Below are 14672 nucleotides of genomic sequence, written 5' to 3'. Positions count from 1 at the left end.
AGCCTGCTCAACCGCACCGCGCTTGAACTCCGCACTGAACTTCCTTCGCTTCGACATGAACACTCCTCATGGCCCTGCATCGGCCTTCTCGTAAGTGTCCGTGAAAACGGGGGTGAACCCCTTGCTTTGCAGCAAGGACCTCAAACGGATGGGGTTCGTGAGGCCATTTATCAGGAGGTGCGACGCAGAGCATCTACCGTAGCAAGCGGCGCATGGAGCGGCTGTTCGTTTCCTCCATCATCTCCCCATCCAGAAAGCGCCCTCGGAAGAGGATTCGCGTACAGGGTGACCCGCTTGGGTCCCCTGTACTGGACGGGTTGGCCGAGCTCTGAGGTACTGCTCGGCCGCACGACAGCCTAGGTGTGGCGAGAGCCCATGATATGGCCTTGCGAATGAGCTACCTCACTGAAGCAACAATGGCCGACCTCAGCAATCCGGCGGATTTCGCCAATCTGGGAAGCCACAGCGCGCGGATTCCTTGACCCTTCGAGCGATTCGGTATGGCCGAACGTATTGCTTATCAATAAGGACGATGAGGTAGACCAAGCCAATTACCATCGCGATGGGAATAGGGATGAGAGTTAGGCTCTTCAGTTCACCGAACCCGGTCTTTAGCAGGATGTAGACCGCAAAAACAAATGTAACAGCCATCATAAGGAGGCCATATATCAGCAGGCTGCGCGGCGCATCAATGGTGGCTGGGTAGTGGTCGTAGCGCAGGCTTCCCGATCGTTTGAGCAGACAGATCTCATCATCGGAGAGGTCAGCCTCACGCTTGAGGGCAAAGATGGATTTCCGTTGTGCGGCGTTGACAGAAAATCCGAACCGCTTCTTGAACACGACCTCATCGTTTTCAGCCGCCGTGTCTCGTCCTTCTGGCGAGATCTCGGACTCCCGCACGGCGTCACGGACAAGTTCGATCATGCTCTCAACTGCTTCATTCTTGCCTGTCCGCGACACATCGGCGCACTCCTTCTGGACCGCGCGCAAGAGCGGAACAACGTTATCGCACTGATTCCCCTTGTCCTCATCGGCCACGTGCCACCGCCAACGCCACGACATCTGTGACGAGTTCTTGACTGATGCGGCCTTGTTCCAGAGCAACCTGGTAGAGGGCGCGGATCACCCGGGTCCGGTGCTCAGGACGCATCTGCCGGCCAAGCCGGCTAAGTTCGTCGTCCAGTGCGCCGACCACTCCATTGATCAGTGCGAAGTCAATTTCCGGAGATCGCGCGACTTTCGGCTCGATCTCGTCGCCTGACATCAGCCAGACCGGGTCGATCCCATACTGGTCATAGATGGCTTTAATCAGACCCGCGGGCGCTTCGCGCTCGCCGCGCTCGTAATGAACGTACGACCTCTTCGAAACGCCGACGGCTTCAGCGAAGGCCTCTTGGCTCATCTTGAGCCCTGTTCTGACCGTAGCCAAGCGCCTTCCAATGAGAGCCTTGTCGATTGGACTAGTGGAAGATCCCATTCAAGTGATACCCATTTGTGCACTACCGTGAAGCGCAATTATGCGCTATAAGCTAGCACATGGGATCCTCGATGGCACAACACGAAGCGCTGAAGGCTCGGCTGCGCGTTGCAGGGTCTTCCTTCGCAATCATTGCGCGAAACCTGAACATCCAGCCCACGACGGTTTCAGCCACGTCGTTGGGCAAACGCCGCTCCAGGCGAATCGAGGCCGCCATCGCCGACGCGCTGGGCACGACACCTGAAGCGATCTGGCCAGATCGCTACCCGGCGCACAAAGGAGGTGCTACGTGAGCTAGATGTGCCTGCCGCCAAAGCGCGGAATGCAAAAAGGCCCTCAGCGTTGGCGCGCTAGAGGGCCTTGAGGTGCAACGGACTTGTTCGTCCACCGCACTATGCATGGCCGCATCCCTCTCGTCAAGCCCTCACCGGTGATTTTTGCCTTGGTGACGGGCAGCTTTTGCCGGAATCAATGCCATGCACGACACGAAAGAGGCGGCGCCGCCCCTGCCCCATAGCGCTCGCGTTTTGACGCAGGCAGAGGAAAAACGCCTCGACATCTATCTCTACCACTCTCCCAAGGCCAACGGTCGACTGGTCACGGTCGTCGAGCCTTGCCGCCTTGCAATAGCGCTAGCGCTTGAGTTCGATCCGGATGTCACCGCGTTCGTGGAGCGCCCACGTTCTATTGCCGCTGACGATCAAAATGTAGAGCTCTGCTTCTGGATTCGTAGGTCAGATAACAGTGAGCAATATGTCTTGTTTAGACGGCAAAACAAGCCAACCGTTCACGCTGTAAGGAAGGAAGAAAGGCTGTGTGCGAGCGTGCTCGCAGCCTGCAAGAAGGCCGGAATAAATCTCTCAATTAAAAAGGCCGCTTCTATCGCAACAGAGCGAATAGCAAACGCAACGCGTTTGGAAATGCTGCCTTACGTGCAGTCGGCTACAACACTGCACTCAATCGACGTCCTCGTGCCTGCAATCATGCAGCACATGAAAATCTACCGCACGAGCTCCTTTCATGGACTGGAAAGATCTCTGCCGCCTTTCGATTGGCGCGACGTACGTAGCGCGACATGTGCGCTTATCCATCAAGGCCGCCTACGCATTGATCCCACACAACGCTTGACCACCACAACCGCAGTCCATTTTGTGGAGAAGGACAATGCGTGACCTTTCACCACAGGTTCTGTCTGAATGGGATGAGTTCACCACGGACCACCTTAAAGAAAAGGAACAAGTCGCGTTCCACGCGCGGAAGAACGCCATCATCGCAGTCGCCAGAGGCATGTCCATGGCATCAGCGGCAAAGAAGTATGGCGTTAATGCCAAAACGCTGTCAGAAACGATCAACAAGGCTGTCCGCGTGGCTTCGGACGGAAGAATGCATGGATGGCGAGCCGCCCTCCCCTACAAGGTAAGGACAGCTGGTAAAAAGACTCCGGTCGAGTTTCCGAAGAATGCCGGACCAGGCGCATTTAGGGCGTTTCTAACACTGGCGCCCAGCGTCTGCGAGTTCCTGGAGTCGTACACAGGCCGCCTTCCAGAACGCAACTTCCCAAGCAAGCAGTTCGAGTCGTTCTTTTCAAAGTATCGGTCAAAGGTCAAAGAACTTGTTCCCAAGGACCGATACCCCGCCAATGACCCCAAATGCGCCCGGCGCAGCGTGATTGACTACATCCGCCAACAACGGCAAGGAAAGCCTTTTGTCGACGAAGCCTTCGAGATCGAAGATAACGTCGCGGCTGCTCAGTTTCCAGATGTATTTGCGTTGCAGTTGTGTGACTGGACTCAATACGATGGTCACCCCCTCGACTGCGACATCTACGTGGAGGGTGAAGACGGCGATGGTCAGTCGGCCCTGCAACGCATCACCTGTACGTGGCTGCTGGTGGGCTATCTCGCGCTCCTGCGCATGTGCTGCAGCTGGAAGCTGTGCTTCGGAAAGAACTACAACGGCACGGACTTCAACGAAGCGTGCGCCAACGGTTTGCGCTCATGGACGCCGCGGGCGCTCGTGTCGCCCTCAATGGTCTACATCGCCGGAAGTGGGATTGGAACGTCGGAAGCCATCGGCTTCGTAGCCTGCGGGGCCATCACGAGCATGGACAATGCCATGGCGCACCGACTCAACGTCAACCGCCAAAAGCTCGCGAGCCAACTTCGAGGCGTTATTCACTTTGGAAAAAGTGGCGTACCGGAAACCCGCGGACATCTCGAGGCATGGAACAAGCGGTTGGAGGAGACGACCATCAGAAAGCTTCCCGGCGGCTACCGACCCGCCGGCGACGTTTCGGAGAAAGAAAGCACCAACAACTACAACTCGGCCAACTATCCATCGTCACCTGATGCACTTGAGGACCTGATGGACGTCACGATCAGCGCTTCAAATGTCGGTGAACGGGAATGTTTTCAATTGCGCTCCCCGACACAGGTCCTGCAAACATTCCATGCGTCAGGCGGGTGGATCTTCTCTACAACCAGTCTTGATGATCAAGCGTGCGAACTATCTCAACTACAGTTCTCTGGGGTGTTCAGAGGATCGAAGAAGAACAAGAAACAACCATACGTTCGATTCCAGTACGCGAGGTATCGATCGACGGCAGTAAAGAATCGTTGGGACTTGATTGGACAACGATTCATTGCTCGCGTCGATATTCATGACGCGCGATTCATCAGGCTCTACGACGAAAGCGGCGAGCTTTTCGTCGTCTTGCGAGCCATTCGCCCGTGGAGCCGTACGCCACATAGCTTGGCGCTGCGTCGATTGATACACCGCAACTCAAAGAAAGGCCATTTCGAAGTAAAGGGCACCAGCGACGCAGTGGAAGTCTATCGCAACTTCCTGCGCAGCCTCTTCGCATGCAGCCCAGATGCCGCCACGATGATGGCGCAACATAGAGATGCCTTCGACGCAATTCCAGATTCAAAGGAAACGAAGCCACCTACCGAGCCATCCCAGGCCAGGAAGGCGCGAAACGTATTCGTGCCTCTCAGCGGCCCCGTCACGTTGGGCAAGAAAGGGAGCCTGAAGTGACCGCATTTAAGGCTAACGGCACCCCAATTGTGCCCACCAGAGGCATGGAGAGTGGTCTCACTAACCTCGCGGCGGCGATAGAAGCTGAGTATGGGGGAATGGGATTGCATTCCTTGACGCGCTTCGGGAAAACCACGCTAGCGGAATACATCGAGGCATGCCACGGCTGGCTCGATACTCCCTATGTCGCGACACTTGCCCGTCTCCGTGACCTAAAGTCTGGCCAGGGCGCCTTTTATGACTGGTTCACGGCACGCCTCGGCCTGCAACCTATCACTCAGCAAGCACCAGAACAAAAGCTGCTCAGGATAGTTAACACAGTCACCCTAAAGACCCAGGCGTCCAAAGCAAAGCTCTTCCTGTTCATCATGGACGATGCGAACTTGCTTGAGGCTGAGAGTTTTCAGTACTTCATCGACATTGACAACGCTCTTGAAGAAGGAGGGCAGAGATTCTTTCTGCTGTCCCTGTTTCAGGACAATCACACCGTCGGGCGCCGGGAAAAGATCAACAAGCTAATCGTGACTCCGCAGGTTCGCAGTCGCTTCTTGACTAGGTATCACGCCTTGCACGGACTCCGTGGCATAGCCGATCTTCATACCTATCTTCAACGTTTCGAGGATGAAGTCGAGACGGCGCCAGGATCGGGAGTCACTCTTCCCAGGCTCATGTCGCCATCGCTCTACGATTCCGGCTGGCGCATGTGTGAATCAGCGCAACTGATCTGGGAAACTGGCCAGCAGTATCGTGCTGCAGCTGGCAAGCAAGTTGACGGCGAGTGGCCCCTGAAAGCTTTCAGTCTCATAGCCAACTTTCTAGCACAACGTACGATTTGCAAACCAATGTTTTCGACGATTACAGCGTCGGATATTGAGCTTGCGGTCCAGTTTTCCGATCTTGCTGCCTATGACGGGGAGTCCGGTGAAGTGGACTTCAGTGACGACGATGACTGACGCTGATTGGAGGATGGCGCACCGATCAAGCGACGATCTTTTCGGTGTTTCTGCTTTTGGCCTGCTCACCCAAATCCTGCGATTGAACTGCTTGACTCCGACTCACGCGTTCTCCGCTTTGGGTGTTCGCCTCAACTACAGCGAAGATTGGAGTCTGCGTCTTAGAAAATCAGACAAGTTGCGCGCTTCCATCGTGAAGAAAATGCCTTCTTCCGAACCTCTGGCCACACTTTGGGATTCGAGTCCTTGGCAAGCGTTCGGCTCCGGGCCTGGTTTTGCCAACCCGACCCTCACGACGTGTCGCGAGTGCATGCGCAGTGGGTTCCATTCAAACCTTTTCCAGATGCCCTGGGTGAACCAATGCCCATGGCATCGATGTCCACTTGCAAGCAAATGCGAGAGGTGCTCAACCCCCTTCTGGAAAAGCGTGGTTCGCGACTCTCCAATTTTGCTGTGCTCGTGCGGATTCGACCCCGTCGATTTGAAAGAAATCTTGCACGAGTCTCCGGATCAGATCGCTAAACGTGTTGCAATGATCCGGCGTTACTTGAAGTGGGCGGAAAAGAGTCGAGGAAGCCGAGATGCATTCGGATTCGAGGGCTCACCGTTCTTTTGGGACCACACGGAATCATCCGGCAATGATCGTAAACCGTGGTGGAAACCTGGCGCTCCAGCCGTTTCCCTTCTGGTCAGACACACTGTTGCTAGTTTTCAAGCGTCTTGCGTTGACGGAGAGTTGACCCGCATAGCGCGGGACATAAGTGACACCAAAGAGTTCTTCATCGAGCTCCCCACGTCTATCGCATCATCTATGAGAAGCGTCTCTTCAGCAGTTGCTAGCCAGTTCCCAGAAGATGCGTTTTCAGCACGTGAACGCGTGTTACTCGGCCTTGAGCAACATTCTGGTGCGGCCACTGAGCGTGCGCGGATGCCAATTGTTCTCCTACCCGCTTTCACCGTGACCACGCGAGCCTTCTTTGACGGCAGAATTCTGTCGATGAAAGCGCAAATGATCATCCGTGAGATTAGCGAAGCCATCTGCCGTGAAGACTGTGAACCTGAGCGCATGTACGGGCTACTGGTGGCTCTTGAGCGAATCGTATGTCGTGCTTACGCTGAAGCAACCAACATTTCTTTAACGCGGGTCGTAAGTAGGTCGAATCCGTCTCCCATCGGAAAACTCTGGTCACCTGCCGTGATCGTCCGATACAAGCGTGAAAAGACCTTTCTTCGGTTCCTGTGGATGCGGGAGAAGGTCAATCATGAAAATCCCTGAGACATGATCCGACCTGATTAGCCCCGACCCTCAGCCGCGAGTCGCAGGATTTGCGCCGCCTGTGGCACAGCATGGTGCCACCTGAAGCCAACGAGGTGGCGCCATGGGCATCAACCGCGTGCAGTTCCAGCCCGGCCTTTGGATGAGCGAGTTCATCCACCGCTACGGCACCGAAGCAAAGTGTTACCGGGCCTTGTACAAGTGGCGCTGGCCTGAAGGCTACCGCTGCCCGGCCTGTGCCGGACGCGCGCGTTCGCGATTCAGGCGCGGCGATGCGATCTACTACCAGTGCCGCGCTTGCCGGCATCAGACGACCTTGACGGCGGGCACCCTGTTCGAAGGCACCAAACTGCCGCTGCGCACCTGGATGCTGGCGATGCACCTGCTGACCTCGACCAAGACAAATTTGGCTGCGCTGGAACTGATGCGCCACCTGGGCGTGACCTACAAGACCGCCTGGCGCCTGAAGCACAAGGTCATGCAGGCCATGACCGAGCGGGAGGATTCCAGAAAACTCCAGGGTTTCGTGCAGCTTGACGACGCCTATTTGGGCGGCGAGCGCAACGGCGGAAAGCCCGGGCGCGGATCGGAGAACAAGCAGGCGTTCGTGATCGCAGTGCAGACGGACGAACACCTCGAACGCCCGACCTTCGCAGTGATCGAGCGGGTCCGCAGCTTCGACAACGCCTCGCCCAACGACTGGATCACGCGCCGCCTGGCACCTGAGTGCGAGGTCTACAGTGACGGCTTGGCTTGCTTCCGCCGGCTCGAAGACGCCGGCCACGCCCACACAACGCTCGACACCGGCGGCGGCCGCGCCGCCACCGAAGTGGCTGGAGCGCGATGGGTCAACGTCGTCCTGGGCAACCTCAAGCGGGCGATCAGTGGCACCTACCATGCCGTCAAACAAGCCAAGTACGAGCGGCGTACCGTTTCAACCGCCGGTTCCGCCTGCGCGAGACGCTGTCGCGACTTGCGACCGCGATGATGCGGTGCAAACCATGTCCGAAGACGCGTCTGCGGATTGCGAGCAACTTTCATGGCTGAGAGTCGGGGCTAATCAGGTGGTACGATTCAGGTGTCCCCTACGCGCCTACTTTGCGTAGAAATCTCTGCAACGCATCAACCACGTGCCAGCCATTTCTACAATGGACAACCTCAGCGCACCTTTTTCTGCCCTGCCCGCGGGAGACTGCGCCTACAGATGTAGAAGGATGCTCCGTTAAATTAATGACTTGGGCTGCGCGGAGTTATCTACCGTGAACACTCCGCAATCCTTCAAGCAAGAGCTGCACACACGATGTCTTCCATCCGATGCATCCCGGCGCCCAGCCTGCGAGTCGGCATGTATCTGCACAAGATCGGCGGATCGTGGCTGCAGCATCCGTTCCTGCGCAACAGTTTCCTGCTGACTGACCCCGAGGATGTCCGCAGGATCCTGGAATCAGGCATCGACAGCGTCTGGATCGATGAATCCAAGGGCGACGCGCTGCAGGATGTCGAAGCGGTCGGCGAATCCCTTTATCCATCGCCCTCCGGCGCGGACGTTGCACTTCCAGACACGCCACAGCAGGCGTTGCCGGCAGCCTCCAGACCGCAGCGCCCGGACGCATCGACAGCCACTCCGCTGGATCTGGAGATCGAGCGTGCCCGGCGCATTTGCCTGGCCGGCAAAGCGCAGGTACAGGCGATGTTCTCGGACCTGCGCCTTGGCAAGACCGTGGACCAGGCGTCCGTGATGCCGCTGGTGGAGGAAATCGCGGACTCGGTCTGGCGCAACCCGGCCGCGATGATCAGCGTGGCGCGCCTGAAGACGCACGATGATTACAGCTACCTGCATTCGGTGGCGGTCTCCGCCCTGATGTTGGCGCTGGCACGCCAGCTGAAGCTGGAGGACCGGTTGGTGCGGGTTGCAGGCATCGGCGGGCTCATGCACGACCTGGGCAAGGCGTTCATGCCGCTGGAAGTCCTGAACAAGCCTGGCCGGCTCACCGACGAGGAATTCGCGGTCATGAAGACGCACCCGGCGGCCGGCGCGGATGCTTTGCGGGAAGGAGGATGCATGCCGGAGGTCATCGACGTGGCCCTGCACCACCACGAACGCATGGATGGCCGCGGTTACCCCTATGGATTGCGCGAAGACGAGATCTCACTGCTGGCCCGGATGGGCGCGGTGTGCGACGTCTACGATGCCGTCACCTCGATTCGTCCCTACAAGCGACCGTGGGATCCTGCCATGGCCATGCGCGAGATGGCCCGCTGGGACGGGCATTTCGACACCCGTGTGTTCAATGCGTTCGTGAAGTCCGTCGGCATCTATCCATTGGGGGCGCTGGTGCGCCTGGCCTCCGACCGCTTGGCCGTGGTCGTGGAGCCCGGCACGGACTCCCTGCTCAAGCCCAAGGTCCGCGCGTTCTACTCCACCCGCTCCCGCGAGAAGATCCTGCCGCAGGTGATCGACCTGGCGGCACCCGGCTGCCGGGACAGCATCGTCTCGCCAGAAAGCCCGGAGCAATGGGGGCTTTCCAACCTGGAGGCACTCTGGCTTTGAACGCGATATCCGCGGGTGACGGAACGCAGGGGGGGCGTTCCTCGCAGAATGAGATCTATCGGCTGGGTGCCAGCGGCCCCAGCCTGAACGCGGTCATTGCCGGCGTGGACGGAGCCACGCGTCGGCTCGCCCTCCTCCATATCGACGTCGATGGCATCGGCTCGATCAATGCCACCCTTGGCGAAAACATCGTAGAGCAGGCCCTGCGCGTGGTGGCACGCCGCCTGGCCCAGGCCGTTCCGGATGGCGCGTGGCTGTGGCGACTGGGCAGTGAGGAATTCGTCGCCGCGGTGGCCTACCGTGAGAACGAACCGGATGGTGAAGCGCTGGCCGAACGCCTGCGCGATGCCTTCGATGCGCCCGTGCAGGTGCCGCCGTTCGTGCTCGACGTGACGCTCTCGATCGGCATCGCCCTGTATCCCGACCACGCTCACGATGCCGCCAGCCTGCTGGTGGCAGCCGAGCAGACGATGCGGCGCGCCAAGCGCAGCGGGCCGGGCGGACAGGCGGTGTATGCCCCGGATTTTCCGGCCGATCCGGCGATGGAGGCGGGGCGGGATTACCAGGGCCACCGGTTTGTCGATGCCATTGCCCAGAGCGAGTTCCGTCTCTACTACCAGCCGGTGATCAGCGCGCAGGACGGCAGCATCGTCGCCTGCAGCTCGCTGCTGCGCTGGCACAACACCCAGGAGGGCGTCCTGCGTGCCAACCGCATCCTGCCGGCGGTCGAGCGCGCCGGTCTGGCGGGCGCGGTGGGCCTGTGGACCATCGAGACCGCCATCCAGCAGGTGCAGCGCTGGCGGGGCATGGGCATCGACTATCTCAATGCATCGGTGCCATTGGAAGGCGCGTTGTTGAGCCGCGCGGAATGCGTGGACCTGGTGGGCGAAATGCTCCACCGTCACGACGTCTCCGGCAGTGCAATCGAGTTCGAGCTGTCGGAGGCAATGCTGGCCCTGGACGCCCCGCATCTGTCCGAGAACCTCGCCGGGTTGCGCGCGCTGGGGGCCGTGCTGACTCTGTCGGACTTCGGCATGCGCGGCATCAGCCTGTCGACCCTGGCCCAGCATCCGCTGGACCGGTTGAAGATCGATCGCAGCTTCCTGCGCAACATCACCACCAATCCGCGCAGCGCCGCGCTGGTGCGCGGCATCATCGCCATGGGCCACCGCCTGGGCATGACGGTGGTGGCGAAGGGCGTGGAGACCGACGCGGAGCTGGGCTTCCTGCGCCGCAACCAGTGCGATTTCTTCCAGGGTTACCTGTTCAGCCCCCCCCTGCCCGGCACCGACATCGACGAACTTCTGCGCCAGCGGTTCCTGTTGCCGCACGTCTTCCAGGACAGCCCGGCGCTGCAGCCCTCGCGCACGCTGCTGCTGCTGGACGATGAAGAAAACGTGCTGCGCGCGCTGGTCCGCTTGCTTCGGCGTGACGGCTATCGCCTGCTGGCGGCCTCCAGCGTCAGCGAAGCCTTCGACCTGCTGGCGCGCAACGACGTGCAGGTGGTGATGTCCGACCAGCGCATGCCGGACATGAGCGGAACCGAATTCCTTGCCCGCGTGCGCGATCTCTATCCGGACACCGTGCGGCTGGCGCTGTCCGGCTACACCGATGTCGACACCATCAGCCAGGCAATCAACCAGGGGGCGGTGTACCGGTTCCTGCTGAAGCCCTGGGACGACGCCGATCTGCGCGAGCACGTGCGTGCTGCGTTCCGGGAAGCGGAACAGCGTGGGACCGCCGACCGCGGGGGGTGAGGTCAGGCCGCCGTTGCCCCGGTGCGCGGCTGGTGGATGGGCAGCACCACCCGGAAGGTACTGCCCTGCCCGACTTTGCTGGTGACTTCGATACGTCCATGGTGCTTGGCCACGATGCCGTAGGAGATCGCCAGGCCCAGCCCGGTGCCGCGGCCGATCGGTTTGGTGGTGAAGAACGGATCGAACAGGTGGGGCATGGCCTCGGGCGGGATCCCGCAGCCGCTGTCGGTGATGCTGATCCAGACTTCGCGCTCGTCACAACCGCTGGCCAGGGCGATGGTGCCGCGCTGCTCGATGGCCTGGCCGGCGTTGAGCAGCAGGTTCAGGAACACCTGGTTGATCTCCGAGGCCAGGCATTCCACCGGTGGCAGGCTGGTGTAGTGCTTTTCCAGCCGGACCTTGTACTTGAGGTCGTTCCAGACGATGTTGAGGGTGGAGTCCAGCCCTTGCAGCAGGTCGGCCGGCTGCATCTTCTGGTCGCGGCCGACGCGTGAGAAGTCCTTCAAGTCCTGCACGATCTTGGTCACGCGCTCGATACCCTCGCGCGACTCTTTCAGCAGGTTTGGCAGGTCGCCGGCGATGTAATCGATGTCCAGCCGCTGTCGAGCCTGCAGCAGCTCCTCGCGCTGCCCGGCCGGATCCTCGGAGAACAGGGCTTCGTGGTACTTCTCCATCAGCGTCAGCAGCGCGGTGGCGTAGTCCTGCAGGGTGGCAAGATTGGAGCCGACGTAACCGATCGGGTTGTTGATTTCGTGCGCTACCCCCGCGGCAAGCTGGCCGATGGAGGCCATCTTTTCCGACTGCAGCAGTTGTTCCTGGGTGCTGGCCAGCCGGTCGACGGTGCGCTGCAGTTCCTCGTACTGGCGCTTGCGCTCGCCGCGCTCGCTGATATCGACCACCACCATGACGCAGTGGGCGCTGTCACGCGCATGGCCGAAATGGATCTCCAGCGACAGTGCAGGCGCAGCGTCCACTTGCACCACACCCTGCCAGTCCCCCTGACGGAGCGCGGTAGCCCAACCCTCGTCGGACACCAGGGCCACCAGCGCCTCGGGACCGCCGCCGGGGGCAATCCGCTGGGCCAGAGCACGTGCGGCCGGATTGGCCGCATGCACGGTACGGCTTTTGTCGAGGAACAGAATGGGGAAATCGATCGTGCTGGCGGCCCAGAGGGCATCCTCACTCCACAGCGCGGGCGGCGCGTGTGTGCTGTTCATCCGCTCCCCAGCCATCGCGACTGCGCCTGTGCGCTGGCGTAGCCGGCACCGTTATAAACGCCCGTGGATTCCGTCCGGCCCAGATGACGCAGCGTCCACGCCACCTCGCGGCGGCGGCGCGCCAACAGCACCGCATTGGCGCGATTGAGTTCGTGCAGCTCGCCGACCCGCGCCATGTCATCCGGCCGGGCCACCTGCTCGGCTGCCGCCAAGGCTTCCAGCTTGGCCTGGGTGGAGCGCATCAAACCGTCCACGTCGTGCTCCAGCAGCGCGCGGCGCTCGGCCTGCAGGGCCGACTCCAGCGCGTCCAGCGGGTGCACGGCGACCAGGTTCATCCCAGCAGCTCGCGTTCCAGTGCCAGCAGGCGGTTGGCGATGTCCTGCGGGTTGATTTCGTAGGTGCCGGAATCCAGCGCGTTGCGGATTTCCTTGATCCGCGCCATGTCCAGCTTGGCCGGACTGGCAAGTTCACGCGCCATCGCCTTGAGGCCGACGGCTTCGCCGGTCAGCCGCAGGCTGTCGACCGGAGGCGCGGCGGCCACCGTGGCATCGCGGGCACCGCCGGCGCGCGCCGGGCCGGAGTCGCCAACGACGGGCGTCTCGACAGGCTTGGCCGGCAGGCCGCCTTCGATTTTCGTGGTCATGGTGGGGCTCCGATGAAGGGGGGCGTACAGGATATCGGCAGGCCAAGGTGGGACTTTAGTCAAGAATCCGGAAAAACTTCAATTGACCACATCCACCGTGCCATCCGCTGCCAGACGGCCGCGGATGATGCGATGCGAGCTGTCATTTTCCACGTTCAACGTATCACCGACGCGGGCCTGGCCCAGCGCTCTCCCCCCCATTCGGACTTCGGTGCCGCCGAGGCGGGCGCGCAGGACCACCGGGTCTCCGCGCTTGACGATAGCGGCCGCTGTCGTGATTTCCTGAGCGGTAGATGCCGGGCTGGACGCGGGCGCCGGGCGGACGGGCACAAACAGGCGCCAGCCGGGGGTATCAGGACAACGTACGTCGGCCACGGCAGGGCTGTTGGCGACGGCAACCAGCGGCTGGCTGCAGGCCGCCAGCCGCAGCCCCGGGGCCACCACGGCCTGGGCACCGGCATCGCCATGAACGGCAGCCAGCGCCGCATCCCGGATCGCCTGCACCGGCTGCAGGCTCTGCGCGACCAGATTGGGGCTGCTTGCAAGCATCAGCAGGCAGGCCAGAGAGGGGGGCAAGGAGCGCATCGCGGATTCACGGCAGGAAAACACCGGGTTTCAGGGGCAAGAATCGTGCCGTACTCAAGCTGGCGCACGCTGGGCCGACAATGGGGTCATGCAGCGCAGACAACTCCTCGATCGCATCGACCAACGCATCCGCCTTGCCGGCCACAATCGGTTGGCCCTGCTGCTGTTCCGGCTGGGGGGGCGTCAGCTTTTTGGCGTGAATGTATTCAAGGTGCAGGAAGTCCTGCCCCGCCCCGCGCTGTTCACCATGCCGCAGCTGCCGGCCGGCTTCCTGGGGGCGGCGGATATTCGCGGGCGCACCGTGCCGGTGCTGGATCTGGCCTGTGCCATCGGTCAGCCCGGCGACGGCGCGGCCAACTATCTGGTGGTCACCGAGTTCAATCGCACGGTGCAGGGGTTTCTGGTGGCGGCGGTGGATCGCATCGTGAACATCGCTGTCGAGGACGTCCAGCCTCCGCCGGAGCTGGGTAACGATCCGCACTATCTGACCGGCGTCACCCGGTATCACGATGAGTTGATCCAGCTGGTTGACGTGGAAAGCGTGCTTGCCGAAGCCATGCCGCCACCGGCCGGCGGTGTGGAGATCGCGCCGATCGCCCATGCCGGCAGCCGGGAAGTGCTGGTGGTGGACGACTCGCGGGTGGCCCGCAACCAGATCCGGTATGTGCTGGACCAGCTGGGCCTGACCTGCACCCAGCTTTCGGACGGCCGGCAGGCGCTCGATCACCTCAGGCAGCTGGTGGCAGCCGGGCAGGATCCTGCGGCCCGCTACGCCATGGTGATCTCGGACATCGAAATGCCCGCCATGGACGGTTACACGCTGACGTCGGAAATCCGTCGCGACCCCGCGCTGAGTGGGCTGTACGTTCTCCTGCACACTTCGCTGTCGGGGGTGTTCAACCACGCGATGGTGGAGCGCGTCGGGGCGGATGACTTCGTACCCAAGTATTCCCAGCAGGAACTGGCGGATCGGATCACGGCTCGTCTCGCATCCATTGCCTGAATAACATCACGCAACTCATTGAATAAGATGATTTCAATCTTGCGGGATCGGGCGCGTCTGGCATCTTCCAGAGCCGCAGGCCCCGCTCTTGCAGAAGCGAGCCAGCCCGGCGCCAGGGCCGGGAAGCCCCGGCACGATCGGCCTGGCGAGGTCGCTGGCATGTAGTTTGCATCG

General features: G+C 61.0%; 14 protein-coding genes and 1 pseudogene. 9 read left to right on the top strand and 6 right to left on the bottom strand.

What is annotated here, in order from left to right:
* Positions 1-426: 426 nt before the first annotated feature.
* Both ACK4SG_RS11540 and ACK4SG_RS11535 read right to left on the bottom strand, forming a co-directional pair.
* Positions 427-1038 (bottom strand): hypothetical protein, encoded by a 612-nt coding sequence (locus tag ACK4SG_RS11540; protein WP_409601895.1) that lies wholly within the window; start codon positions 1036-1038, stop codon positions 427-429.
* Positions 1028-1477, bottom strand: coding sequence for a helix-turn-helix domain-containing protein (locus ACK4SG_RS11535; RefSeq protein ID WP_409601894.1), 450 nt, complete (start codon positions 1475-1477; stop codon positions 1028-1030). Before ACK4SG_RS11535 ends, ACK4SG_RS11540 begins: the two co-directional genes overlap by 11 nt.
* A gap of 71 nt (positions 1478-1548) precedes the next feature.
* On the opposite strand from ACK4SG_RS11535, the gene ACK4SG_RS11530 reads away from it, so the two are divergent.
* The 8 genes and pseudogenes from ACK4SG_RS11530 to ACK4SG_RS11495 all read left to right on the top strand — a co-directional run bounded on the left by ACK4SG_RS11530 (position 1549) and on the right by ACK4SG_RS11495 (position 11050).
* Entirely contained in the window at positions 1549-1770 is a 222-nt protein-coding gene (locus ACK4SG_RS11530) for a transcriptional regulator (protein WP_409601893.1), read from the top strand.
* A 183-nt stretch (positions 1771-1953) separates the two neighbouring features.
* Positions 1954-2649: a hypothetical protein gene (locus ACK4SG_RS11525; protein ID WP_409601892.1), complete on the top strand. Its 696-nt coding sequence runs from the start codon at positions 1954-1956 to the stop codon at positions 2647-2649.
* Complete coding sequence (locus ACK4SG_RS11520) at positions 2642-4513, top strand: helix-turn-helix domain-containing protein (RefSeq protein WP_409601891.1); 1872 nt, start codon at positions 2642-2644, stop codon at positions 4511-4513. The genes ACK4SG_RS11525 and ACK4SG_RS11520 overlap by 8 nt, the downstream gene beginning before the upstream one ends.
* Complete coding sequence (locus tag ACK4SG_RS11515) at positions 4510-5466, top strand: hypothetical protein (protein WP_409601890.1); 957 nt, start codon at positions 4510-4512, stop codon at positions 5464-5466. Before ACK4SG_RS11520 ends, ACK4SG_RS11515 begins: the two co-directional genes overlap by 4 nt.
* Positions 5459-6742: a hypothetical protein gene (locus tag ACK4SG_RS11510; RefSeq protein ID WP_409601889.1), complete on the top strand. Its 1284-nt coding sequence runs from the start codon at positions 5459-5461 to the stop codon at positions 6740-6742. The genes ACK4SG_RS11515 and ACK4SG_RS11510 overlap by 8 nt, the downstream gene beginning before the upstream one ends.
* A 103-nt stretch (positions 6743-6845) precedes the next feature.
* Positions 6846-7789: pseudogene (locus ACK4SG_RS11505) on the top strand (IS1595 family transposase).
* Positions 7790-8042: 253 nt separating this feature from the next.
* Entirely contained in the window at positions 8043-9293 is a 1251-nt protein-coding gene (locus tag ACK4SG_RS11500) for an HD-GYP domain-containing protein (protein WP_409601888.1), read from the top strand.
* A complete protein-coding gene (locus ACK4SG_RS11495; protein ID WP_409601887.1) occupies positions 9290-11050 on the top strand; it encodes an EAL domain-containing protein in 1761 nt (586 codons plus the stop codon). The genes ACK4SG_RS11500 and ACK4SG_RS11495 overlap by 4 nt, the downstream gene beginning before the upstream one ends.
* 2 nt (positions 11051-11052) lie before the next feature.
* Here the strand turns inward: ACK4SG_RS11495 and ACK4SG_RS11490 are convergent, their stop codons facing one another.
* The 4 genes from ACK4SG_RS11490 to ACK4SG_RS11475 form a co-directional block, all read right to left on the bottom strand.
* Positions 11053-12267 carry an ATP-binding protein gene (locus ACK4SG_RS11490; RefSeq protein WP_409601886.1) on the bottom strand — a complete coding sequence of 405 codons (1215 nt, stop codon included), beginning with the start codon at positions 12265-12267 and terminating at the stop codon, positions 11053-11055.
* Positions 12264-12602, bottom strand: coding sequence for a flagellar protein FlgN (locus ACK4SG_RS11485; protein ID WP_409601885.1), 339 nt, complete (start codon positions 12600-12602; stop codon positions 12264-12266). Before ACK4SG_RS11485 ends, ACK4SG_RS11490 begins: the two co-directional genes overlap by 4 nt.
* Complete coding sequence (gene flgM / locus ACK4SG_RS11480) at positions 12599-12910, bottom strand: flagellar biosynthesis anti-sigma factor FlgM (protein WP_409601884.1); 312 nt, start codon at positions 12908-12910, stop codon at positions 12599-12601. Before flgM ends, ACK4SG_RS11485 begins: the two co-directional genes overlap by 4 nt.
* 78 nt (positions 12911-12988) lie before the next feature.
* Positions 12989-13459, bottom strand: coding sequence for a flagella basal body P-ring formation protein FlgA (locus ACK4SG_RS11475; protein ID WP_409601883.1), 471 nt, complete (start codon positions 13457-13459; stop codon positions 12989-12991).
* Positions 13460-13583: 124 nt separating this feature from the next.
* On the opposite strand from ACK4SG_RS11475, the gene ACK4SG_RS11470 reads away from it, so the two are divergent.
* Positions 13584-14498, top strand: a complete 915-nt coding sequence (locus ACK4SG_RS11470; protein WP_409601902.1) for a chemotaxis protein — start codon at positions 13584-13586, stop codon at positions 14496-14498.
* Positions 14499-14672 lie beyond the last annotated feature (174 nt).

Origin of the sequence: Thermomonas sp. (genome assembly GCF_046293095.1) — a bacterium.
Taxonomy (GTDB): domain Bacteria; phylum Pseudomonadota; class Gammaproteobacteria; order Xanthomonadales; family Xanthomonadaceae; genus Thermomonas.
The sequence above is the reverse complement of the archived record's forward strand: the minus strand, read 5'-3'. Positions and strand labels throughout refer to the sequence as shown.